We start from the raw sequence: 21,512 nt of genomic DNA on the forward strand, positions 1-21,512 counted from the left end.
TCGGTTTAGCGGTTTTTGTAGTAGTTCCAGACCCGGAGCCAAGCGTCCGGGACGATGACACGGACGGGGAAGAGGGCGGAGCGGCGTCCGGCGGGTGAAGCGAGGAAGACGCGTGGAGGGAGGGCGGTGATGCTTTCGGCGCGGCTTTTAGCCTCGCTTTCGGGGATGCCGATGCTGCGCAGGAAGCCGTATGCCTCGTCCAAGCCAAGGCGTCCGACGAAGGTGGTCGAGGCCAGGCTGAGGGAGGAAGGGTTAGCGGAGAGGTCGCCGGGCAAGTGGGTGACCAGGGTGACGCCGATGCCGCGTTTGCGGGCGCGGCGTCCGAGTTCGTCGAGCATATCGCTGAAGACGCCGCGGCGGCCCATAAGTCGCCAGCCCTCGTCGATGAAGACATCGAAGGGTTGGGAGCCGTGGGTGACGGCATGGTAGATGAACCAGGCGAGCATGAAATAGACGACGTTGCGGTTTTCCTCGCGCAGGGTGGAGAGGTCGAAATTGATCCAGCGGGGGTGGTCGAGGGTATTGAGGAGGGAGAGGGAGATCAAGGCCTTAGGGCGGTCGAAGAGGCCGTCGAGGATGCCGCCGGCGGCGTAGATGCGGAGGGTGCTGACGAGGGAGATGGCATTGGGGTCGGCGGAAGTTGCCAGTGCCTCGCGCAGGTCGGCCAGGGACATTTTACCCGGGCGGTGCTGCCAGCGTTTTTGGACGGCGTCGTGGAGGACGGCGATTTCCTCGGGGACGAGGGGGGAGCGGAGGGCGCCGAGGACGAACTGGGCGGCCATGAGCATATCGGCGGGGGTTTGTGCTTCCAGGGGATGGAGCAAGCAGGTATCGGGGTCATCGGGGATGCGCATGGGGAGGTTGATGCCGCCGAGGTGTTGGCAGAGGCGGCTGTTTTCGCCCTCGGGGTCGAGGGTGATGACGGTGCGGCCCTGGAGGAGGCGTTGGGTGAGGATGAGGCGCATGAGGGTCGTTTTACCGGAGCCCATTTCACCCAGGATGAGGGTAGTAGCGTGTGGGGGTTGTTCGGCGGTAGGGTCGAGGCCGTAGAGGAAGGAATAGTAGACATCGCGTCCGTCATGCTCGTGCATACCGATCCAGACGGCGTCGCCGGGGACGGGGATATTGCGGGATGGGAGGGGCATGAGCGGGATGACATCCTCGATCATCAGGGTGGTGCGGTCGAAGGGTGGGATGAGGTTACCGCCGGGCTGGAGATGGAGCAGAGCTTGTTCGGGGATATAGTAGAAGGTTTGAGGGATGAGGCCGCGGGCGCGCAGGGTTGCGGCGACGATACGGCGGGCCTCCTGACCGCGGTCGAGGAGGTCTTTTGGGGCGAAGTAAGCGGCGGCGGCGAAGGTGTCGTAGGCCGGATCGCCCATGGCCAGGCGGGACTCGGCGGCGTCGAGGGAATGATCGACCGCCTGTTCGGCCATAGAGGGTCGGCGTCCGGTTTTTTCGGCCAGAGCCATGAGGACGCCTTCCATGAAGGTGCGGCGGGCGCGCAGGGCATGTCCGGCGGTATCGGGTTGGAGGCGGCGCAGGGTGAGGGAATAGAACATCGGGATGCCGGGGGCAATGAAGTCGGCGGAGCGCAAGCCGTTCCAGCCCTTATGGATCAATCCGGTTGAACGGAGGGTGAGTGGGAAGAGGCCGCCTTCGGGGAAGAGGAGATAGTCCTCGCTGAGGCTGAAGGCATCGGGGGCGGTTTGGGCGTGGATTTGATCAAGGGGGACGACGGTTGTTGGGGGCATCAGGGCAGTTCCTCCTTGAGGTGATACCAAGAGCAATCGGCGGATTGTCCGGGGAGCCAAATGGCGTTAGGATCAACGGGTTTCCAGCGTTCCTCGCGTTCGTTCCAGAGGCGCACCTCGAAATGGACGTGAGGGCCGGTGGAGTTGCCGGTGGAGCCGCAGCGTCCGATGGGGGTTCCGGCGGTGACGATATCGCCCGGGGCGACCCAGAGTTCGGAATTATGGGCCAGATAGACCTGGACGCCGTTATTTTCGATCACGACGAGGTTGCCGTAGCCGACGCGTGACCAGCCGGCGAAGACGACCTTCCCGCCGTAGGGGGTATAGACGGGGAGGTCCTCACGGCCGTAGCAGCCGAAGTCGATGCCGGAGTGGACGTAATTGCCTCCTCGGTAGGTGCCGTAGGTATCGGTGAGGTAGCCGTACTGGGGAGGCAAGATGCAGGCGAACGAGACGGGGCCGGTGTAGCCGTCCTTGGGGATGCTTCCGCCGCTGTAGGGTTCGCCGCTGGTGCCCTCGTGGTCGGTATAGGTCTCCTGGGGGACATCGTTCAGCCAGGCCTGGTAAGCGCCGCGGGCGGGGTCGGGGATCTGGTTGACGATGCTGGCGGCGGCGGCGGCGAAGAGGGAGACGTAGCACAGCCATGTAATGAAGGGGAGGGCAATGGCGGCGATGAAGATTTTCTTCACAGCAGTCGTCCCATGCGATCTAGGGGGATTTCGCCGACGCGTCCGCGGGTGAGGCCGATCGAGGCTTCGAGGGAGAGGCCGTTGCGGATCATGTTCATGGAGAGCAGGTAGCTGGTGACGCTACCGAGGACGACGGGGATGAGGAAGACGGGGGATTCGGTCCAGATACGTCCGAACTCAGGGGCGATGAGGTTGATGAAGAGGATGACGCCGGTAGGGACGAGGCCGATAAAGCGGGCCTGCCAGACGGCGCCGGCGGAGGCGGCGCGGGCGCGGGAGAGGATATCCATGACGGCACCGAGGTTGGTGCGGAGGGTACCGACGAGAGAGGCGATCTCGATGCGTCCCTCGAACGCGGCGATGAGGGCGGTGCCCATGATGTCGACGCCGGGGCTTTGCCAGCGCTGGGTCCACTGGCGGATGACCTGAGGGTAATCGTCGACGGGGGCAGCGCGGAGTTGTTGGACGAGGTCGCCGATGACGCGCTGACCGGCCTGGCCGACGGAGCGGGCGGCTTCTTCGAGGGTATCGTTGAGGGAACGTCCCTGGGAGAGCATAGTTTCGATCAAGCCGAGGGCGCGGAGGATATCGCGTGACTGTGCCATGCGGAAATCCTGGCGTTTTTCGCTCAGGGAGGACTGGTAGAAGATAAAGCCGACGCCGGCCAGGGTAACGGCGGCGACAGGGGAGATCAAGAGGCCGGCCAGGAAACCGCCCAGGGTCCAGAGGAAAAGGCCGAGGAGGAGTTGGGAAGGTTTGAGGTTGGTGCCGGTTTGGAGGGCCCAGGTTTCGAGATCGAAGCGTTTACGGGATGGCGCGGCGATGCCCAATGCGCGGGCCATTGCTGCGTCGCTGAACGAGCGACGCCACCCCAGAGCGATGGGGATGGTGGCGAGGGCAAGGGCGCCGAGGGCAGCGATTAGGACCATGGCAAGACTCCTTGGATTAGGGTTTGAACAGGGAAGCGATTTCGGCGGCACCGCCCTGGTAGAGCCAGACGACGAGGTAAACGCCTAAGACGGCCAGGGCGACGGTGATGAGGGAAGAGTAGCCGATGTCGTCCCAGGCCCACTGGACGGGTTTGAACGAAGAGGGTTCAGGGGTCCGTGGAGGTGGTTCTGGAACGGGGGGAGGCGAAGGGGGTTGAGGGGATGATTGGGGTTTGTAGTAAGTGTACTGGCGGGCAGCGCGCAGGTAGCGCAGGCGGCGGATGAGCCATTGTTCCGGGGGCAAGCGATCCGGGCCGACGCGCATGAGGGCGATGGCCATGCCCAGGATCAGGAAGAGGATGCCGACGGTGAGGCGGGCGAAGAACGGCAGAGGGATGAACAGGGCGATCAAGGCGAGGACGGCACCGAAGCCGAGCCAGAAGGCGTCACGACCGAGAAACATGCTGGACCTCCGTTGGGGTGGGTCAAGGGGCTTGGAAGGGAGGGGGTGGGGTATTTTGGTAGAGGAGGGTACCGAGTTGAGGCAAGACGAGGAAGACGATGAGGACGAGGATGATGAGGCCGATGGCACCGAGGATGGCGGTTTTGGTCGCGCCGCCGGCACCGATGGCGGTTCCTGCGGTACCCTGGAGGACGTAGTAGAGGCCGCCGAGGAGGGCGACGACGATAATCAGGCCGACCAGGAAACCCCAGGCTTGGGTGGCCAATTCGATGATTTTGGTCATAACGGGTTGGAACATTTGTCAGATACCTCCGATGGATGAGATTAGCAGGCACCGAGAGAGGCCTGGATGAGGGGGACGATGATGGTGAGCAAGAGGGCGGCGGCGACGATTTCGGCGATTTCGAGCACGGCGGAAGCGACGCCGCTGCTTCCGCCGGCGGCGCTCATGACGATGGCGGTAAAGACGGCCTTGAGCATGCGCACGGCACCGATGGCGACGAACAGTTGTAGCGCGAGGGTTGTGGCGTCGGCGAAGAAAGCGCTTTGTGAGCAAGCGGGGAAGGTGTCGGCGTAGGCCTGGAGGATCCCGCGGACGAGGTGGGGGACGAGGTAGAAGGCGAAGATGGCGAGGAGGAAGATGGAGAGGCCGGTGCCGAGGGCTTGGGCGAGGGGGTACGAAGCGCCGATGGCGGTGCTGGCGGTAGCCTTGAGGGCATTGGCCATGAGGAGCAGGGTGGTGGTAACGGCGATGGCCAAGGCCAGGAGTTGCCACACGTTTTGGAGGATACGGATGAGCAAGCCGCCGAGTTCGGTCATTAGATAAGAATCTCGTCGTTCTTGTCTTCGTCGACAGGGGTTGCGATACCGCTGGTGGTATCGAGTTTAGCGATGGTAAAGCGTCCACCCCAGAAGAGGAGAGGAATAGCGCGCAAAGGGGCCGTGCGGTCTTTGAGGACGTAAGCGGTGAGGCGGGCGCAGCATTGGCAGGGAAGGGAGTGCTTGCGTTGGAGGTAGATGATGCGGTCGGGTTCGTAGGCAACGCGCTCGTCGCCGAGGAGGAGGCTGAGGTCGGGGTGGAATTCAGAGTCGGTGGGGGTGAAAGCGTTTGAGCGCACGGCGGCGGCGGCGATGACGGCCCAGCCGGTTTCGCGGGCGAGTTCGCGGAGGGCAGCGGCGGCCTCGCCGGAGCGGATATCCTCGCGCACCAGGCCGGTAGCGTTGAGGACGGGGATGCGCTGGAGGTAATCGATGGCGAGGAAGGCCGGTTGGCCCGGGGTAAAGGCGTGGTCCTCGATCAGGGTTTGGCGGATGGCGCGCACGGTATCCTGGTTATCGTGGGCCTGGATGAGGGTAACGCGGGTACGTGGGGCGAGGACGTTGAGGAATTTTTCCTCTTCGTATTCGGCCCCCCAATGATGAGGTCCCCAACAGATGGCCCTGGCCTGGTTGACGAGGCGGTAGAAGAGTTCATCGGGGGTGTGTTCGTAGCAGATGAGGGCGGCGGGGATGTTGCGATAGGCGGCTTCGGCGGCCATTTGGAGCAGCCAAGAGGTTTTGCCGGTACCCGGAGCCGCGGCGAGCAGGGTCAGCCCCCCACCCCAGAAAGCGAGGTCGAAGTGGGAAAAGAAAGGCGAGTACGGGTCGTTCCAGGTGCGTTCGAGGAGATCGAGGTCGATGGGCATGCTATCTCCGGGCCTAACGAATGTTGAGGTCATACAAGATTATAGTGAAATCCCCCTTGGATTTCCCATTTAGTGGTTATAACAGCAGTTGAGCGGCGATCATGAAGGCGATCAAGAGAGGGATGGGGTCGGCGGAGAGTTTTTGGCGTCGGTAGGCCAGGAGACGCTGGAGTTCGAGGATGGCGAGGGCGACGAGGGGGACGGGCCAGGGGAAGGCGAAGGTTGTCATGACCAGGCCGAGGAACTCATTCTCGTCGAGGAGACCTTGTGTGGTAGCGCTGGCGGCGATGGTGACCGGCAGGCTGAGCGGATAAAGTTGGAAGAGGCGGTAGATGGCGGGGTAGCGAATCCAGCCCTGGCCGAGGGTCAGGGCGGCGAGGGTGAAAGCGGGGATGGTGATCGGGGCGCGTTCCGGGGTTTCGATCAGGGAAAGCCAAAAGAGCCCGGCGAGCAAAGCGGGGGTAGTGAGGTATTTTGTTCGGGGTGGGCTAATGGCGAGGAGCCACAGCCAGATGGGGGCGATGATGGGGGCAATGGTCGCGGTCATACCTCGCTGAGGGGTGGTGGTGGGGGGTTATGGAGGTGATAGGGAGGGGCCTCCGGGGGTTCGTCTTGCTGTGGGAGGTAGAAAATGGGATAGAGGGGATGATCTTTGGGGATGGAGCGGATGACCTCCTCGACGGGGGTAGTGGAGGAGGTTAAGAAGAGATCCTGGAAGTGGTAGGGATATTCGCGGACGCCCTCGAGGAAGGCCTTGACGGTATGGTTTTGCTGGGCGTGTTCGTAGAAGCGGATAAAGTTTTGGGCCAGGGTGGGATGCTGGTTGGGGTCGGGGACACGTTCGAGAAGGCCGGCGAGGGCCTCCTCGCCGCCGCGTTCGAGTTTGAACTGGGCGGCGATATTGCGGGCATACTGCCGGATAGGGGAAAGGGATTGTGGAGGATGAGGGAATGAAGACGGGGGGATACCGGTGAGTTGGCCGAGGGCGGTGGTGATGAGTTGCTGGCGCTGCCAGCCGGTGGGGTAAGGTGGAAGGGGAGAGGGAGTTGAAGCGGTGGTGGCCGCGGCAGTGGTGGAGGCCGAGGTAGTTGAAGCGGCGAACGAAGTGGTAGTTGAGGCAGTTGAAGCGGTGGTTGTGGTAGCGGCCAAGCCTGCGGCGGAGCCGCCGGTGAGGGCGGTAGCGGCGATGACGCCGGCGGCCTTGAGCGTACGGGCGGCGCCGGTAGCGACGCTGCCCCAGGTGAACTTGCCGATCAAGCCGGCGGCGGAGAGCATAACGCTGGCAGCACCGAGCATGAAGATGGTGCGCACGAGACCGCCGAAGATGCCGCCGCCCAGGCCTTGGGGGAGGATGGTAACGGCGCGGATGACGAGGATACCCAGGAGAGGGAGGAGCAAGATGAGGGCGGTGGTTTTGATCAAGGTGCTGCGCACCCAGCGCAGTTGGGGGATGCAAGCGATGATGCTGACGATGGGGCCGATGGCGGAGACGATGTAGAGGATGACGAAGGCGGAGAGGAAGCCGACGAGGAAGGCGGCGAAGGCGATCATGGCGGCGACGGCCAGGCCGAAGCCGATGACGACGGCGAAGAGGCCGTTAGAGAGGCTGTTACCGAAAGTGGTCCAGAAGTCGCCGGAGAATGCGGAAGCGACGTCGGTGGTGAGGGCCTGGATGCCGAAGGTACCGACGGCCCAGTAGATGAAGCGGTGGATGAGGTTGGCGGTAGGTCCGATGAGGAGGGCGAAGGCGATGGCGGTGAGGTAATCCATGCCGACGGCGGCGATGGAGTCGTCCTCGCCGCCGAGGCGGTTCCACTGGTAGATAACCAGGCGGAGCACGAAGAAGAGGGGTGCGACGGCGGCGGCGATGGGGAAATACTTTTTGGCGATGTCGGTGTAATCGACGAGGATGGCGTTTTCGCCGCTGACGGACTGGAGGAGTTGCTGACCGCGGGCGAGTTCGGCGGTGATGGCGGACTGGGATTTTTCGAGTTGTTTGGCGATAGAGCGCTCGACGGCAGAGGAGAGGGTTGACGAGTCGAAGAGGAAGCGGTTGGTGACGGTGACCTGAGAGGGGGGTGGATTAGGGGCGGGAGTAGTGGCGGGGGTAGGGGCTTGTGGGGTGGGCGCTTGGGCGAAAGCGCGCCCACCCTTGGGGAGGAGGATCATGGCGAAGAGGACGAGGGCGGCGATCAGGAATTTTCTGGGCATAAATCTATTATAGGTCGGTTTGACGTGCATTGCCGGATTTGTGGCGCAAGGTGGTGAAGGCGTTCAGTTGAGGGTTGAGTTCCTTATCCAGGTAGCAGAGGTGGGTAAATGCGCAGGACTGGCACGCAGAGCGTCCCTGGGCGGCGCGGAGAGGGGGATAGGGGCCGTTGCGGGCCAAGAGGGCGAAGTCGGCGATCCAGGAGCGGAAAGTTTCGGTTGACAGGGCCATGAGGGGCGAGGACACCTGTCCGGTGGTTGGGTTGAAGACGTAGGCGTGGGTTTGTTGTTTTTTGAGGAAAAGGGGGCGGACGGCCTCCTCGAGGAGGGAATGGCGGATGGGTTCGAGTTCGCCTGGGGAGAGGATCAGGGAGAGAACGGATGTTTGGTCGTCGGTGGTCCAGAGCCAGAAGGGGTAGTGGAGCGGGGGGAGGTTGCCGCCGGGTGAGATCGGGAGGAAGACCTGTTTGAGGTTGGGTGTTTGGGGGAGTTGAGCGTAGTTGAGCCAATCGCGGGACACGATGAGCCAGACGCGGATGTATTCGATGAAGTTGTCCCACTTACCGGCGAAGTGGTCGTTGATAGGATTTTGGAGGCCGAAGCGTCGTTCTGGGGGGATGGTGTAGCGGAAGATGGGAAGGGTTTCGGGTGCGGGGACGGGATGGTTATTCCGTGCGATCTTGACGCTGCTGAAGTAGTGATAAACATCCATTTCGAGGGCGGAGAGTCCCCACTCGGCGAGCCGCTGTTTGAGTCCTTTTTCGGGGGCCTGGGCGCGGTGGCTGAGGACCTGCCAGGCAGGGTCGAAAGGAGGGGTAGGGACGGCACCGGCGAGGTACCAGTAGGCGGCGGTAGGGCAAAAGGCGTAGAGGAGGGCAGCCGCCACGGGGTGTGGGCGGTGGTTGGCGTTGTAGGTAACGGCGGTCCACAGATCGGTGATCATAGCATCCAGGCGGTGGTGAAGATAGCGATCAAGGCGTAGACGAGGGTTCGCCAGGCTCCGGGGGATGGCGAAGGGGTTTTGGTGACGAAGCGTTGAAGAAGTGTGGTGGCCGTCATGGTGATTCCGGCGAGGGTGATGGCGAGGAGCGATGGATAGGGAGAGGCGGCGAAGTCGGCGGTGAACCACCAAACGAGGGCGATCCAGAGTTTAGCGTCGCCTCCGCCCATCCAGCCCATGCGCCAGGCGGTGAGGATGAGGAAGGAGAAGGCGTAGAGGGGCAAGTCGCCCGGGAAGGAGCGGACAACGGCGATGACCAAGAGAGGGAGGGTGAACCCGTTTGGCACGCGGCGGAAGCGGAGATCATAGGCGCTGGCAGCGGCCAAGAGGGTGATGAGGATGCTGTTGGCGATCAGGGTGAACCCGGCCATCCGATCTGAGCCTGTCCTTCCCGGACGCCCCAATAGATGGTGCCGCCGAAGGCCCATTGGCGACGCCAGACGGGGTCATCGATGCGGTTGATGTCGTTCATGCGGCGGATGATGAAGTTGCGGTTCCAGATGGCGTCGGGGATACCGTCGCCGTTGAGATCGGCTTTGAGGGCAGCGGGGGCGTTGATAGATGCGGCAGGGAGTTCACCGCCGAGGGACTTACCGACCCAACCGCTGAAGACCAGATGATCCTCGTAATGGCCGTTATTGTAGCGGAGGTTGCTGTTGGTTTTGCACTCGTAGACGGGGCGTCCATAGCGGTCGTAGTCTTTGGGGCCGCGGACGCAGGTACGTTCCCAGACCTCCTGGTACTCCTCGTAGGTAAGGGACCAGCGCAGGCCGTAAGCGGCGGCAGCCTGGCCGACGAAGACGGGCATATCGGACGGGGCCTCGTCGAAGCCCTGGATGGTGCCGGCCAGAGGGCCTCCGCCGGCGGCGGGGTGGGAGGAATAGGGGAACTTGAAGAGGACGGGCGGAGCGGTGTCGTTGACGAGGGGGAGGGTAAGGACGGGGACGTGGGGGAGCCAGGCGTAGGCGATGCCGAAGGGGTAGAGGGTCAGGCTGAAGCGGACGTTGCGCCAATCGCCGGGTTTAGGGCTGTCGACCGAGGTACCGCCGCCGAAGTTGACGTAGGGGCGGAAATCGGTGCCGGTAGCGCTGCTGGCGCAGGAATAGCGGGCGGCGGAGGGCCAATTGACCAGGCTGACGGGATAAGGACGCAGGTCGATACAGTTGCCGGGGAAAGCGACGGAAGCGTGGAGTTCGATATCGAAGCAAGTGCTATCGCAGGTCAAGCGTCCGTTGGTGTAGCTGATGCGGTCGCAGACGGGCTTTTGGTTGTAGGTACTGCTGGTACCCTGACACTCGCCGGGGGTGATGTTGGTAATGCCGCCGTAGAGTTCCTTTCCGGTGCACGAATCAACGGCGGATGACCATTGATAGCAGAATGTTTCGCCGTCGATTTCCCTGCCGGTAAACGTATAGCTTTTTTCGATGATCCCGCACTGCTGGGAAGACGATGAACCGCCGCCGTCGCCGGGGTTAGTCTCGCCGCCCTCGTTGCCGGGGATGCGGATCTCCCCGCCCCCACTGCCCCCCCCGGGCGCACACCCGCCGGGACAAGTGTCAATGGGAAGAGTGCTATCGCAACCTTTTTCACAATCTGTCGGTGGGGGCTGGGTATCAGCCCAAACCTTGTCGGGGGTTCCCAGAAGCGCCCCCCCGGCCAGCAAGACGATGGCAATAAGCAAACGGCGCATGGCAGGCACCTCCTATGGCGTTGATGTCATCTGAATCACAACCGTGCGGAAAAACCGCGTGTTGGCGGCATAAATCTCCTTCAAGATCGGCTCGTTGACCTCGGCCGGCACGTCCAGCACCTCCCAAGGGACAGGCTTGGGGGCCAGGCCGAACTCCTGTTCCACCCACGCCAAGTCCATCGGGGGCAGGGCCGGCTCGCGCAAGCGGTACACCTTCAAATTCATGTCATACTGCTCACGCGTTGGGTAGCTCTGGATGGTATGCTTGTTGAATCCCAAATACATCCACACCCCGTTGCCCAGGTAGCCGTAGTAGCGCTCGATCTTGTACCCCGCGGCCTTGGGGTCTACGTTGGGGTAATTCGACATCAAACTTGGATCGAAAGCCTTCAGGTGCTTCTCATCGGGCGCCTCAAGGGCAAGCACTACCACCGGATCATACGGGATAAACTCGGCCACGGTGCAGCCGTAGGGGAGGTCGCGGTACTCGCCCGGGGGCTGGATGTATATCCTAACGTCCTTGTAGCACCCGCTGAGGACGTACTGGGAGCGGTTCTCGCGCGTGGCTGGGTCAAAGTCCCACGCGCGGTTATAGAAAGGCGACTCCTGGGTGATCGGGCTGTACCAGACGTCGCTCTGGGTCTCGGTATTGACCAGGACCCCAGCGATGTAGGGGTAGGGGTAGCCGTAGTCGTGGCCGAGGGCCTGGTAGAGTTCCGGGAAGATCCAGCCGCCGCTTGAGCGCAGGAGGGTAAAGGCGACGGCCTTTTTGAGGCCTTCGTAGGCGCACTCGGGGAGGCGGTAGAGGTGGGGCTCAGGGGAGCCGGTGTAGGCGGGTTCGATGGGGGTGAGGGACCAGTAGGAGGTATCGTAGGTGCAGGGGTCGACGGTAGGGGAAGGTTCGGGGGTAGCGGTGGGGATGTCGGTGGGGGTAGGGGTAGGGATATTGAGGGTTGGGGGAACGCCGGCCAGTTCGGTCATACGGGCGTTGAAGGAAGCCTGGCGGTTGGCGTTGACGGCGACGGCGGCCAGGCCGAGGACGGCGAGGACGGCGAGGATGATGGCGGCGGCGACGACGAAGCGGCGGGGGTGGCGCTTGCCGGAGAAATCGCGGTAGGTAAAGTCATCCTTGATCGTGGTCATGAGTGTTAGGATCCTCCTTTCGCGGTAGGGGTTGGGCTTCCGTCAAACCACTGACGAGGGCCTGTAGGGCGAAATCGATGGCGGAGGCGTAGGCACTGCGTCCCTGAAGGCCGAGGCGCTGGGCGATCACGTTGAGCCAGCGCAGGCGCTGAGGGGTAAGGCGGTAGGACAGGAAGCGTGGTTGTTTCACGGCTTGAATTTAACACAAATGTGTTAAGCATTTCAACCCTACCACGAGGTCTTGTAGTGATCGTCCACGACGTTCTGGAGTTCGTCGTAGAATGCGTCGGGGACGGGGGCGGTGCCGGTGTTGACGAGTTCCTCCCAGTATTCGGGGAAGGCTTCTCGGAAGCGTTGGAGGGAGGATTCCGGGACGTAGCCGACGAACATTTCGCCGTTGGTATAGACGCTGTGACGCATCAAGTCGAGGAGTTGGGGGCCGAGGTGGGAATGGACGAGGACGATTTGCATGATCGGTCTCCTACTGACGTGGGACATCGTAGAGCCACATACGGTCGAATTCGAGGCTTTCGCCGGTGAGGTTTTGCCAGAGGGAGCGGGCCTCGAGGTCGAAGAAAGCGCCGTGGGTGAGGACGGAGCACTCGTAGACGGGAACTTTGCGGGGGTTTTTGCCGAGGAGGGTGACGACGGGGCCGGTGAGGCGGTTATGTTTTTTGCCGTCGACCTGGTTGGCGGGGATGAAGCGTTCCGGGGGGACGGGGGTCAAAACGAGTGTTCGCCCGTTGGAAGTGGCGACGAGGGCCTTGACATTGTTGTTTTCCCAGACGCTAACGTTCTCGACGGGGACGAGGGTACCGAAGACCCTGGAAGCGGTTGAGGTAATCCAGTGTTTTGGATCGTCGACGTGGATTTCGCCGGCGGCTCTGGCGCGTTTCATACGGATATCCTCGGCAGCCCAACCCTCGATCTGCTTGCGGATATCCTCGAGAGCGCGGCGCTGGCGTTCGTTACCGACGGAGATGATCATGCCCAGAGCGATGATACCGATGAGCACAAAGAAGGTGAGCATAGCGTCCATAGGATCAGTTTCTCCTTTCGTTGCGCAGAGATTCGATGGTTTTAGCCAGGCGTCGAGCGGCGACGTAACGTCGGTCGACGGCTGACGAGACGGAGAAAGCGACAACGATACCGAGTCCGGCCAGGAGCATAGCGAAGCGGTAGAGGTTAGGCTTTGGTGCAGGTAAGGGTTGGGGTTTAGGGATGGCGGTTGGAGTAGGCGCAAATGTGGGTGTGGGCCGGAGCGGCGTGGGTGTGGGCCGAACCTCGACTGCCGTGACGGGAAGAGCCGTAGTTGGCGTTGGTGTAGGCGTGGGTGTAGGTGTCGGCGTAGCGGTTGGTGTGGGCAATGGTGGGATAACGATGGTGCCGCTGACGGACACGGTGCGCAGAAGCAGGTCGGTGACCGAGAGGACGGCGGTGTATTCGCCGATGGGGGCCAGCGTTCCGTCTCCGAAGCGGCGGCTCCAGACGAAGCGTGAGGGCACGGCGTCAGGGTTGTCCCAGCACTGCTCCCAAGCCGGCCAGCGGTTTTGAGGATCCTCGACCGAGAGGCAGACCCGCAGGATGGGCAGGGCGCCTTGGGAGACGTGGATTTCGGCCTCTTCCCAGATCATCCAGCGGGAGGGCAGGTAAGCGCCGGGCAGGGCATTGGCCACGATGACGCGGCGGGTGAGAGTGCCGGTGTTGCCGGCCTGATCCGTGACCCGCAGGGTGATGTCCACGGCGCCTTGTGTGCCCTGGGTGGTATCCCAGGTGTATGACCAGGCGAGGCCCCCTGCCCCGTGGTAGGCCGAAGCGGGGGCGAAGGCGAGGCCGGCCACCTGCCAGCCGTCCGTGCGGGCGATTTCCTGCCAGGTCTGACCCTGATCGAATGAGACCTCGACCTTGGCTACGCCGCTGGTGGCATCGGAAGCCGTGCCGCTGAGCGTGACATGCTGCGAGAGGGTATCGCCGTCCTGCACGTTGATCGTGGCGCTTGGCGGCGTCACGTCCACCTTGACCTGGGTCTGAACGCTTGTTTGCCACCCGGCCTCATCCTGGATCACGATGTCCAGATCGTGGACACCCTCATCCAGGGTAAGGTCGGGCGACCAGGTTTGGCCGCCGTCTGCGCTGACCTCGGCGCGGACAACGCCGGAGGTGGCATCCTCGGCGTCCAGGGTTACCCGCACGGACGAGCGCCACCAATCGTTGCTCCCCGGCACGCCGGCCAGAATTGCCCGCCCGGTGGGTGCAGTCGTGTCCACGGAGATCGCGGCGCTTTGTGTCGTGGTGTTGCCGGCCTGGTCTTGGGCCCGGAAGGTCAGGGTGTGGCGTCCCTCGGTAAGGGTGATCGGTAAGGTCTGCCATGCGCCGCCGTCCACCTGGACGAGGATAGACGCCACGCCGCTGGTGGCATCCGAAGCGCCTGCGTCAATCTGCGGTTCGGAGACGAACCAGCCCAAAAGCCCGTCCGGGGTGGGTACCTGTGGGAGAAGATCGGGTGCGGTCACGTCCACCTGCACGGTGCGGGTGATCTGGGTGATGTTGCCGGCCTGGTCGGCGGCACGGAAGTCGAGGGTGTAAATGCCGTCCCGGTCGAGCGCAACGGGTAGCGACTGCCAGGGGCCGCCGTTGACCCGCACGCTGACGTCATCCAGGCCCGAAAGGGCATCTGAAGCCGAGGCGTCAAAGGTGGTACCGGACACATACCAGCCGTTTAGCCCGTCCGGTGGAGGCAGGTGAGGGGTGAGGCCGGGGGCGGTGATGTCCACATTCAGGGTGCGTGAAACAAGGGTCACGTTACCAGCCTGATCCACGGCGCGGAACTCCACATTGTGCACGCCCTCGGTGAGGGTGATGGGGAGCGACTGCCAGGTACCGCCGTCCACGCGGACGTGAAGACTGCTCAATCCGCTGGTGGCGTCAGACGCCGTAGCGTCCAGATTGGGCAGGGAGACATACCAGCCGTTTTGCCCGTCCGGGGCGGGGACATGCGGTGTAAGGGTAGGTGCGGTAACGTCCACGTAGATGATGCGGGTTTGGCGGTTGACGTTGCCGGCCTGATCAATTGCCTCGAAGGTCACGGTATATACGCCGTCTTGATCCAGGGTCAGGGGCAGGGACTGCCACGAACCGCCGTTGACCTGGACACGCACCTGATCCAGGCCGCTGGTGGCATCCGAGGCGATGGCATCGAGGGTAACGGGGGACACGTGCCACCCGCCCTGCCCGTCAGGAGCGGAGACCTGCGGGGTCAGGCTGGGGGCAGTGGTATCCACCCGCACCTGGCGTGTGATGGTGGTGGTATTCCCGGCGCTATCGGTGACCCGCACCTGGACGTCATAAACGCCGTCGGTGAGCGTAGCGCTTGCCTGCCAGCCGGTGCCGGCGTTGAGTTGGGCGTTGGCAACGCCGCTGATGGCATCCGAGGCCACGGGATCAATCTGCACGGGCGAAACATACCAGCCGTTACTACCGGCGGTACCGCTGATGGACAAGTCCGCCGTGGGCGGTGTGGCATCGCGCTTGATGGTGACCTGGGCGATACCGCTGGTGTTACCGGCGTTGTCCTCGGTTTGTGCCTCGATCACGAACGTGCCGTCCGTGGTGAGGGTGAGAGCATCGTTTTGCCATGCGCCGCCGCTGAGGCGTATACGGCGGGCGGCGATCCCGCTGATGGCATCGCTGCCGGTAACGCTGACGGACACGTCCGAGACATACCACCCGTTTTGCCCGTTCGGGGTCGGGGCGTTGAGCGTAACGCTTGGGGCGGTGGTGTCAATGCGGATGGTGGTGGATTGGGAAGCGGTGTTCCCGGCGTTGTCGGCAGCATCGGCGGTAACGCTGTTGGTGCCCTCGGTGGCAATCGTGCAGGGATTAGAACCGCACGAGAGGGTCAGGGAAGCCAGACCGCTGGTGGCGTCTGATCCTGAAGCCGAGAGGGTGACGGGCGAGCGGTACCAGCCGTTGTTACCGAGGGTTCCGCCGGGGGAGAAGGCGATGGTAGGGGGGATCGTATCCTTGCGCACCACCACGTCTCGGCTGGTGGCATTGCCGGCATTATCGGTCGCCGTAGCGGTGATCGTGGTGGTGCCCTCTGCCGTGATGGTGCAGGGGTTAGAGCCACAGGAAAGGCTCACCGAAGCCACGCCGCTGGTGGCATCCGATGCCGAAGCCGAGACCCGGACATTCGAGCGATACCAGCCGTTATTGCCGAGCGTTCCCAAGAGGGTGCTCATGAGTGTGGGGGCGATGGTGTCCTTGTTGATGGTGAGGTTGGTGGACGCCGAGTTCCCGGCGTTATCCGTAGCCGTAGCAGTAATGGTGGTGGAACCCTCGGCGGAGATGGTGCAGGGGTTAGCGCCGCAGGACAGGGAGAGCGAGGCCAGGCCGGACTGCCCGTCACTGCCGCTGCCCTGGACGACCACGTTGGAGCGGTACCAGCCATTGTTACCGAGGGTGCCCGAGGTAACGCCCAATGAGACGCTGGGATTGGTGGCGTCATACTTGAACGTCAGGCTGTTTTTACTGGACGTATCGCCGTAGGATGAGACTGCCCAGTAGTAGAGCGTGCCGCTGGTTTGGGGGATGTTGGCGGAGTCGGTGTAACTGCATGAAGTATTGGCGGCATCGGGCGCATCGCAGACGATAGCGGCGGTATTGGTGTTGTTGTAGTTACCCTCGAATTGGCGGATGACGTAGCCGCTGAGAGGTTCCGAGCCGGAGAAGTTGAAGCTGGGGCCGCTCCGACACCAGCCGTTGTTGCCCCACGTGGTGCAGGCGAATGAGGCACTGGCAGTGGCCGGGTCATAACTGCCGTAGGCATAGTTTGCGGTGCTCCCGCTTACCCAGATATTGCACGAGTAGTTTGTGCTGTTACAAGATGCCGGCCAGCCCACGCAGGCAGTGGTGTTGAAGTATGAGGACTTATTGCTCGGGTTGCAGGATGATTCGGTCAGCCGCAGGGTGCAGTAGTAGTTTAGGCCGGTGCCTCGGAAATACAGGCGGGCGGTGTATTCGCAGTCGTAATCGACGATATACGCGTAAGTGCGGCTAGGCCCCGTGTAATCTCCGGAGACCACGCCGAAGGTGGAGATAAGCAGGATAAAGGCGACGGCGAAGATGCGGGAGATTTTGCGCATAGCGCTACCTCCTGCATGTTTTTTTCGTTTTTCCCAGGCCTTTTGATAGGCCCAGGCGGAGCATCGGTAGGATGCAGCAATGAGGATTACGCCGGCAAGGATAAGAAGAACACCCTTGATCATGGTTTCTCGGTACGCACCAGGAATTGGATCAAAGATCATGGAGAATGCCGTTTTGTTTCTCGGAAGTCGAGCCATACCCCGAAAATACAGGTAGCAAGGCCCAAGAGGGTTAGAACGGTTTTTACCCCGATTGGAAGGGGCGGGAATTGAGAAAAATTTCCCCAGGCGAGGATGATCAAGGTCAAACCTGCGCCCATGTAGGGCGTGGAAGCATTAATAGTGGCAAATACAGGTGGAATCATTTTTCACTCCTTCCATCATGGCAAGCAGGTAAACGTGGCAACAGTGATCATCCCGATAGGGAGGGCAAAGGGGTAGGTTTGGTCGCTTCCCAGGGTAAAAGCGATGATACCGACCGAAAGGATAAGCAAACGGAACCGGCCCTGCCGGGCGAGATTGGGGGAAAGGCGTTCGAACAGGGAGGCAATGGCGAGCCCGGCCAGGATGATCGAGGCGGCGACCAGAGCAGTTCGGAGAGGGGAGGCCAGCGCCTGCCACTTGGCGAGGCCTATCAGAACTGTGATCAAAGTCAGGGAGATAGGCGTAATTTTCTCGTTGATGCTCATGATGATGGTGATCCGGAGAGGGATGGGTACGGGCTACAGTGTTGTGACAACCCGGTGGGTTATTGTTCCTCACGGGTAGTGCCATAGATCAGGTACCCCACGGCTCGGATTTCGATCTCTCTGGGGGGGAGAAAAAATCCCGGAGAGCGGGTTGTTGCCACGACGAGGCAGCCCGGTCGTCCGTTGATGGTGCCGCAGGAGGCGGACCTGAAACTGGCGTAGGGGGGTTTTTGGCGGGAGAAGTAGGCGTAGGCGGTAGCGGCCCCCTGGCTTGATCCGACGATTTTTCCGTTAGGCAGGACCCGGATATCCTGAGCGCCGGCGTGAGCGGCCAGATCCGCGGCAGAGATAGTTTCCATAGAGCGGGCGGTGGTGACGGCGTAGTCGATGACGAAGAGGGTAAACAAGACCATGGCCAGCATAACAAATGCAAAGAGCACGGCACTTTGGCCGCGCTCGTATCGGCTGAAACGGGTGTTGGTTACCACTTGGGTCGCCATACCTCGCTCCTAGAGACGGCGGTGATTGAGCCGGAAACGGTGCCGGGCCCGCCCAGGATACCGCCGAACACGGTTGAGGTAGACCACGAGACGGTGCAGGTACCCGGGGTGCCGGCCCCCCCGTGAGGGGAGACCGAGACGCTGAAGCGGGCCAGACGAAGCCCGCTCCAGCGTTGTGAGAGCACCTGATAGGCTACATCCGAAGCGTTTTTAGCGGCCTTGGCCGGGTCGGGGGATTGAGAGAGAAACTGAGCGCAGGCGTAGGCGGCGGAGGTTGCAGCGGTTCGGGCGCGATGAATGGGGATGAAAGCCACCAGCATGAGAGCAAGGATGACTGCCAGACCTGCGAAGAGGATGAATTCTGTCATGGCTTGACCGCGCTCGAGTTTGCACATCAACGACCTCCCTGTGGTCCGGGGCGGAATCGCCAGAGTCTGAACACCGTTTCACCCCGCTGTACCTCACGAAACTCAACGCCGAGGACGGTTAGGCGTACCTGGTCGATCTCGATCCTGGAACGCACGGTGTAGGGATCCTGGATGCCGGCTTTGATGGCGCCACGGATATCCTCGTTGGTGATCCGCTGAAGGGCCTGAGAAGTTGCCGGGGTCTTGTAGGCTCCCGTAGCGACACCGGACAGGAAGAGGCCGTAATCTGCCTGAACGGCCCGCAGGATATAGAACCCGGCCAGAAAGAGGCCGAACACCAGTAGGGCCATAACCGGCAGGACCAAGGCGAATTCTGCCATGGCTTGGCCGGCCTGGGCTTTTAGCGCATGTTGCTGATGGCGTTTTGCCATAGTGCCTGGAGGCGATTGCGGAAAGCGATGATCACGATGGCCGCTACGGCCACGACGGCGCCCAAGATTGCGATGTATTCGGTCATGTCCTGACCCTGTTCATCGGCAAGGAATTCGATCAGAGTTTTCATAGCAACCTCCCGGGAGAAAATTTGTTTATAACCGCATTATAGCAATTTCGCCAACCGATTTCTCATTTGGTGAATCACAGGAGCATCATGAACGGCAGAATCAGGGTCAGAAGCATGCCCACAACCCCGAAAATGCCGAACAGATTGGCCCGTTGGCGCACCATGGCGGCCCGGCTCTCCGTCTCCTCGACCATAAGCCGGTGTACGGCGTTCTGCAAAGCCACAACCCCGGGGAGAAGCGGACGATTGGTCGTGAAATACGCCTCGACATCGCGCAGGAACAAGTTCACCTCGACGTCGTTGGGGTCCGGCAGGTGTCGCCGTACGGCTTCCAAGGCATCCGAAAATGGTTCGATTTCCATGCGGGTTACCAGAAGCAGAAGAAGATTGCAAAACGGGCCGCCTATTTCTGCCGTTCGCCGCATGGCTTCCTGCACCCCTATCCCCGCCGCCATGAGCGATTGCAAAGTCGAGAGCCCGGCCAGCATGTTATTGCGAAAGGCCTGGGCGCGCTGGCGAATCATCCGCCGCAAGCGCCGGTAGGGACGCTGAAGTCCGTCATATACCAGCAGGGCCCCGATAGGCAGAATACCCTCCGGAACCCCAACCAGGATCAAAACGGCACTCAAAGCCCCCAGAACGACCAGATTTTGGGCAAAGATGCGAATGGCATGGGCATAGAATTCACCGGGGGAACTGTAGGGATAGCCGGCGCGACGCAAAAGGTCCACCAGTGTCTCCGAGCGCTTAGAAATACCCTGGCCGAACCACCCTGGAAAAACGGCAACCAGAACCGCTTCCCAAAGCGATGGTTGACGGGCAGACTCGACGGCTCCAACGGTCGGCCCTTGAAGTCGGTGTTGAGCATAAGTTGGGGCCAAGGCACGCTGCAACAGTTCGTAGCCGAAGACCATGGCCGCCGTCGCACCCACAAAGGCTATTAGCACGACAAAAGACATTGTGCACCTCCCAGGATTTCCGAAGTCTTGTATCCCAAAAACGATCTTATCTGACACCGACGTTCCTCCAGCGGCAGTAACGCCCGTTCGGGCACCCGCGCCGCCGAATGCAAAACCGCCGGACTGCCCTCTTCCCAGGACGTCCCCCCAAACTCAGGAGGCCACAGTGGATAAACCTCTTTGTCCCAGGTCAGATCGGGGTGTTGGCAAAAATGTTCATGCCACGCCCTAAGCGCCCAAAATCGCCCCCCCCATACCCATTCTCCCAGCCGTTCTAACTTCCCCTTGAACCGAACCCTGCATGATCGACACAGTTTGACAAAGTTTTCCGGACGATTGTAGCGCCAGGAAGCGGGGTGATCGGGATGCGGTGTGGTCAGAATGGGACGCCACAGACCCGATTTTCCACAGTACAAACACTTGAGTTTTCTAAAGCCCGGCTCTTTGCGCCATTCAGAGTCCCCAAAATCTGCTCCCAAAACAACCTCAAACTCCTCATCCGATAGCGGGCGGCTGGCAATTCGCTGCAAATGCTTTGACCATATCCCATATTCCAGACAAAACTCCGCCGAGTACCTGGCCAGAGGATGCGTTTCCGGCAACATGGCCGCGTCCTCAAGCGAACACCGAAGCATTTCAAGTATCAATCTGTCAATCCAATGTGATACCAGAGACCGGTCCGTAACTCGCATCAGCAACCTCCTGAGCCGATGTCTCGATCACCAGGACGCAGGGAGGGAGTTTGACAACCCGGCCCGGGGGGATGACCCGATCAAACACCTTGCGTCCCGAAGCCTCGAATGCCCGAATGCGAAGAGGGGGGCAAAAGAATGTGTGAAACAGCCTGGATCTGGAACGACGATAGCGAAACACAATCTCTCCGACTTGATGGGGCTTTTTGAACATAGCACCTATGGCTCGACGAATCACGGAATAGACCCTCCTTGGAAGCAAAAGATTCTCTGCACCAACCCGAAATTCATCGCCTAGTAAAGGTGGCGTGTTTTATTAATTCACTCACCCCCTTTTTCTAGGTTTGAGACGATTTTCTGCGATTTCTTAAGGTTCTCGACACGTGTTTTGACACGAAGGACAACGTGTCATTCCAAGTAGGCCACGTGTCAAGGGCTTGGGCCGGTTGATCACGCATGTTTGTTTGATCTTTGTTTAACATAACCCTCTTATAGCGACATTCTAACCGCGTCTTGAAACAAGAAAAGCCTTTTGAAGCAGGAAACGACCTTACAAAAGGCTTACAAAATCTCGGGGGGTTAACGCAGAGTTGGGCAGATAAGTACCCAACCGACGCTCTGATCGTCCACGAAAAATGCCAAAATTTGGCGAGCCGCAGAGTTGTTGTTCGTCAGTGCAAGCCTCAAATCATTCTTTTGCGATTGAGTAGCCGGACCCTTTCGGATGAAAATCAGAGTCTCCAGACTTCCTGTTCGGACGACAATATCAGGCACCAAAGCATAAGAGTTAACACCCTTCCGATAGGTCAAGGTTGGGCTGGGTAAAAGTTCAAAGTTGGCCAGCCGGAGCGCCATGATTAGGCTCTGGACGAAGAAATCGTTGTCTCTGGCACCGAAAGTCTGGTGGAGCCACTTCAGATAGCGGTCGCAGAATCCTATCATGGCAAATTCCGGCTTTTGAGTGCGACGGGATTCGGCGGCAATAGATTGAACGGTTTTGGCAATGACATCGTTATCCGGTAACACATTGACCTCCT

At 61.2% G+C, this 21,512-nt stretch carries 25 protein-coding genes; all 25 read right to left on the reverse strand.

Translation table 11 applies throughout. The features are described 5' to 3' along the window. Positions 1 to 5: 5 nt before the first annotated feature. A complete protein-coding gene (locus QYE77_RS15035; RefSeq protein ID WP_315626234.1) occupies positions 6 to 1,754 on the reverse strand; it encodes a hypothetical protein in 1,749 nt (582 codons plus the stop codon). After that, entirely contained in the window at positions 1,754 to 2,443 is a 690-nt protein-coding gene (locus tag QYE77_RS15040; RefSeq protein WP_315626235.1) for a M23 family metallopeptidase, read from the reverse strand. Before QYE77_RS15040 ends, QYE77_RS15035 begins: the two co-directional genes overlap by 1 nt. After that, positions 2,440 to 3,372, reverse strand: coding sequence for a hypothetical protein (locus QYE77_RS15045; protein WP_315626236.1), 933 nt, complete (start codon positions 3,370 to 3,372; stop codon positions 2,440 to 2,442). Before QYE77_RS15045 ends, QYE77_RS15040 begins: the two co-directional genes overlap by 4 nt. Before the next feature lie 16 nt (positions 3,373 to 3,388). Next, complete coding sequence (locus QYE77_RS15050) at positions 3,389 to 3,835, reverse strand: hypothetical protein (RefSeq protein WP_315626237.1); 447 nt, start codon at positions 3,833 to 3,835, stop codon at positions 3,389 to 3,391. Between the two features lie 22 nt (positions 3,836 to 3,857). Further along, on the reverse strand, positions 3,858 to 4,133 hold the full coding sequence (locus QYE77_RS15055) for a hypothetical protein (RefSeq protein ID WP_315626238.1): 276 nt from the start codon (positions 4,131 to 4,133) through the stop codon (positions 3,858 to 3,860). A 26-nt stretch (positions 4,134 to 4,159) separates the two neighbouring features. Further along, positions 4,160 to 4,654 carry a hypothetical protein gene (locus QYE77_RS15060; RefSeq protein WP_315626239.1) on the reverse strand — a complete coding sequence of 165 codons (495 nt, stop codon included), beginning with the start codon at positions 4,652 to 4,654 and terminating at the stop codon, positions 4,160 to 4,162. After that, entirely contained in the window at positions 4,654 to 5,520 is an 867-nt protein-coding gene (locus QYE77_RS15065) for a DnaB-like helicase C-terminal domain-containing protein (RefSeq protein ID WP_315626240.1), read from the reverse strand. The genes QYE77_RS15060 and QYE77_RS15065 overlap by 1 nt, the downstream gene beginning before the upstream one ends. A gap of 76 nt (positions 5,521 to 5,596) precedes the next feature. Further along, entirely contained in the window at positions 5,597 to 6,067 is a 471-nt protein-coding gene (locus QYE77_RS15070; protein WP_315626241.1) for a hypothetical protein, read from the reverse strand. Continuing rightward, the gene (locus tag QYE77_RS15075) at positions 6,064 to 7,731 is read right to left on the reverse strand and encodes a hypothetical protein (RefSeq protein ID WP_315626242.1); all 1,668 of its coding nucleotides are present in this window, start codon (positions 7,729 to 7,731) and stop codon (positions 6,064 to 6,066) included. The genes QYE77_RS15070 and QYE77_RS15075 overlap by 4 nt, the downstream gene beginning before the upstream one ends. Before the next feature lie 7 nt (positions 7,732 to 7,738). Beyond that, the gene (locus QYE77_RS15080) at positions 7,739 to 8,671 is read right to left on the reverse strand and encodes a hypothetical protein (protein WP_315626243.1); all 933 of its coding nucleotides are present in this window, start codon (positions 8,669 to 8,671) and stop codon (positions 7,739 to 7,741) included. Beyond that, positions 8,668 to 9,099 (reverse strand): A24 family peptidase, encoded by a 432-nt coding sequence (locus tag QYE77_RS15085; protein ID WP_315626244.1) that lies wholly within the window; start codon positions 9,097 to 9,099, stop codon positions 8,668 to 8,670. Before QYE77_RS15085 ends, QYE77_RS15080 begins: the two co-directional genes overlap by 4 nt. Then, positions 9,081 to 10,418, reverse strand: a complete 1,338-nt coding sequence (locus QYE77_RS15090) for a hypothetical protein (RefSeq protein ID WP_315626245.1) — start codon at positions 10,416 to 10,418, stop codon at positions 9,081 to 9,083. The genes QYE77_RS15085 and QYE77_RS15090 overlap by 19 nt, the downstream gene beginning before the upstream one ends. A gap of 12 nt (positions 10,419 to 10,430) precedes the next feature. Next, a complete protein-coding gene (locus tag QYE77_RS15095; protein ID WP_315626246.1) occupies positions 10,431 to 11,561 on the reverse strand; it encodes a hypothetical protein in 1,131 nt (376 codons plus the stop codon). Continuing rightward, positions 11,542 to 11,751: a hypothetical protein gene (locus QYE77_RS15100; protein WP_315626247.1), complete on the reverse strand. Its 210-nt coding sequence runs from the start codon at positions 11,749 to 11,751 to the stop codon at positions 11,542 to 11,544. The genes QYE77_RS15095 and QYE77_RS15100 overlap by 20 nt, the downstream gene beginning before the upstream one ends. A 38-nt stretch (positions 11,752 to 11,789) precedes the next feature. Beyond that, complete coding sequence (locus QYE77_RS15105) at positions 11,790 to 12,059, reverse strand: hypothetical protein (protein ID WP_315626248.1); 270 nt, start codon at positions 12,057 to 12,059, stop codon at positions 11,790 to 11,792. Continuing rightward, positions 12,043 to 12,600, reverse strand: a complete 558-nt coding sequence (locus QYE77_RS15110; protein ID WP_315626249.1) for a hypothetical protein — start codon at positions 12,598 to 12,600, stop codon at positions 12,043 to 12,045. The genes QYE77_RS15105 and QYE77_RS15110 overlap by 17 nt, the downstream gene beginning before the upstream one ends. 4 nt (positions 12,601 to 12,604) lie before the next feature. Then, entirely contained in the window at positions 12,605 to 16,705 is a 4,101-nt protein-coding gene (locus tag QYE77_RS15115) for an OmpL47-type beta-barrel domain-containing protein (protein ID WP_315626250.1), read from the reverse strand. A gap of 380 nt (positions 16,706 to 17,085) precedes the next feature. After that, positions 17,086 to 17,394, reverse strand: coding sequence for a hypothetical protein (locus QYE77_RS15120; RefSeq protein ID WP_315626251.1), 309 nt, complete (start codon positions 17,392 to 17,394; stop codon positions 17,086 to 17,088). 59 nt (positions 17,395 to 17,453) lie between these two features. Continuing rightward, positions 17,454 to 17,894 (reverse strand): TadE/TadG family type IV pilus assembly protein, encoded by a 441-nt coding sequence (locus tag QYE77_RS15125; RefSeq protein WP_315626252.1) that lies wholly within the window; start codon positions 17,892 to 17,894, stop codon positions 17,454 to 17,456. Beyond that, positions 17,876 to 18,289, reverse strand: a complete 414-nt coding sequence (locus QYE77_RS15130; protein ID WP_315626253.1) for a hypothetical protein — start codon at positions 18,287 to 18,289, stop codon at positions 17,876 to 17,878. Before QYE77_RS15130 ends, QYE77_RS15125 begins: the two co-directional genes overlap by 19 nt. Continuing rightward, a complete protein-coding gene (locus QYE77_RS15135; protein ID WP_315626254.1) occupies positions 18,289 to 18,693 on the reverse strand; it encodes a TadE family protein in 405 nt (134 codons plus the stop codon). The genes QYE77_RS15130 and QYE77_RS15135 overlap by 1 nt, the downstream gene beginning before the upstream one ends. Then, positions 18,663 to 18,824, reverse strand: coding sequence for a hypothetical protein (locus tag QYE77_RS15140; protein WP_315626255.1), 162 nt, complete (start codon positions 18,822 to 18,824; stop codon positions 18,663 to 18,665). Before QYE77_RS15140 ends, QYE77_RS15135 begins: the two co-directional genes overlap by 31 nt. 74 nt (positions 18,825 to 18,898) lie before the next feature. After that, a complete protein-coding gene (locus QYE77_RS15145) occupies positions 18,899 to 19,783 on the reverse strand; it encodes a hypothetical protein (protein WP_315626256.1) in 885 nt (294 codons plus the stop codon). After that, positions 19,765 to 20,388 carry a hypothetical protein gene (locus tag QYE77_RS15150; RefSeq protein ID WP_315626257.1) on the reverse strand — a complete coding sequence of 208 codons (624 nt, stop codon included), beginning with the start codon at positions 20,386 to 20,388 and terminating at the stop codon, positions 19,765 to 19,767. Before QYE77_RS15150 ends, QYE77_RS15145 begins: the two co-directional genes overlap by 19 nt. A 666-nt stretch (positions 20,389 to 21,054) precedes the next feature. Then, positions 21,055 to 21,501: a hypothetical protein gene (locus QYE77_RS15155; RefSeq protein ID WP_315626258.1), complete on the reverse strand. Its 447-nt coding sequence runs from the start codon at positions 21,499 to 21,501 to the stop codon at positions 21,055 to 21,057. Positions 21,502 to 21,512: the final 11 nt, after the last annotated feature.

The sequence above is a fragment of the Thermanaerothrix solaris genome (assembly GCF_032334255.1).
Lineage (GTDB): Bacteria > Chloroflexota > Anaerolineae > Anaerolineales > Anaerolineaceae > Thermanaerothrix > Thermanaerothrix solaris.

Bases quoted from the DNA above. Each gene is read 5' to 3' on its own strand.
- QYE77_RS15105 (WP_315626248.1), bottom strand. From the start codon at position 12,059: ATGTCCCACGTCAGTAGGAGACCGATCATGCAAATCGTCCTCGTCCAT.
- QYE77_RS15045 (WP_315626236.1), bottom strand. From the start codon at position 3,372: ATGGTCCTAATCGCTGCCCTCGGCGCCCTTGCCCTCGCCACCATCCCC.
- QYE77_RS15130 (WP_315626253.1), bottom strand. From the start codon at position 18,289: ATGTGCAAACTCGAGCGCGGTCAAGCCATGACAGAATTCATCCTCTTC.
- QYE77_RS15125 (WP_315626252.1), bottom strand. From the start codon at position 17,894: ATGGCGACCCAAGTGGTAACCAACACCCGTTTCAGCCGATACGAGCGC.
- QYE77_RS15055 (WP_315626238.1), bottom strand. From the start codon at position 4,133: ATGTTCCAACCCGTTATGACCAAAATCATCGAATTGGCCACCCAAGCC.
- QYE77_RS15115 (WP_315626250.1), bottom strand. From the start codon at position 16,705: ATGCGCAAAATCTCCCGCATCTTCGCCGTCGCCTTTATCCTGCTTATC.
- QYE77_RS15135 (WP_315626254.1), bottom strand. From the start codon at position 18,693: ATGGCAAAACGCCATCAGCAACATGCGCTAAAAGCCCAGGCCGGCCAA.
- QYE77_RS15035 (WP_315626234.1), bottom strand. From the start codon at position 1,754: ATGCCCCCAACAACCGTCGTCCCCCTTGATCAAATCCACGCCCAAACC.
- QYE77_RS15060 (WP_315626239.1), bottom strand. From the start codon at position 4,654: ATGACCGAACTCGGCGGCTTGCTCATCCGTATCCTCCAAAACGTGTGG.
- QYE77_RS15095 (WP_315626246.1), bottom strand. From the start codon at position 11,561: ATGACCACGATCAAGGATGACTTTACCTACCGCGATTTCTCCGGCAAG.
- QYE77_RS15090 (WP_315626245.1), bottom strand. From the start codon at position 10,418: ATGCGCCGTTTGCTTATTGCCATCGTCTTGCTGGCCGGGGGGGCGCTT.
- QYE77_RS15080 (WP_315626243.1), bottom strand. From the start codon at position 8,671: ATGATCACCGATCTGTGGACCGCCGTTACCTACAACGCCAACCACCGC.
- QYE77_RS15070 (WP_315626241.1), bottom strand. From the start codon at position 6,067: ATGACCGCGACCATTGCCCCCATCATCGCCCCCATCTGGCTGTGGCTC.
- QYE77_RS15120 (WP_315626251.1), bottom strand. From the start codon at position 17,394: ATGAGCATCAACGAGAAAATTACGCCTATCTCCCTGACTTTGATCACA.
- QYE77_RS15065 (WP_315626240.1), bottom strand. From the start codon at position 5,520: ATGCCCATCGACCTCGATCTCCTCGAACGCACCTGGAACGACCCGTAC.
- QYE77_RS15085 (WP_315626244.1), bottom strand. From the start codon at position 9,099: ATGGCCGGGTTCACCCTGATCGCCAACAGCATCCTCATCACCCTCTTG.
- QYE77_RS15150 (WP_315626257.1), bottom strand. From the start codon at position 20,388: ATGTTGCCGGAAACGCATCCTCTGGCCAGGTACTCGGCGGAGTTTTGT.
- QYE77_RS15075 (WP_315626242.1), bottom strand. From the start codon at position 7,731: ATGCCCAGAAAATTCCTGATCGCCGCCCTCGTCCTCTTCGCCATGATC.
- QYE77_RS15140 (WP_315626255.1), bottom strand. From the start codon at position 18,824: ATGAAAACTCTGATCGAATTCCTTGCCGATGAACAGGGTCAGGACATG.
- QYE77_RS15050 (WP_315626237.1), bottom strand. From the start codon at position 3,835: ATGTTTCTCGGTCGTGACGCCTTCTGGCTCGGCTTCGGTGCCGTCCTC.
- QYE77_RS15110 (WP_315626249.1), bottom strand. From the start codon at position 12,600: ATGGACGCTATGCTCACCTTCTTTGTGCTCATCGGTATCATCGCTCTG.
- QYE77_RS15145 (WP_315626256.1), bottom strand. From the start codon at position 19,783: ATGTCTTTTGTCGTGCTAATAGCCTTTGTGGGTGCGACGGCGGCCATG.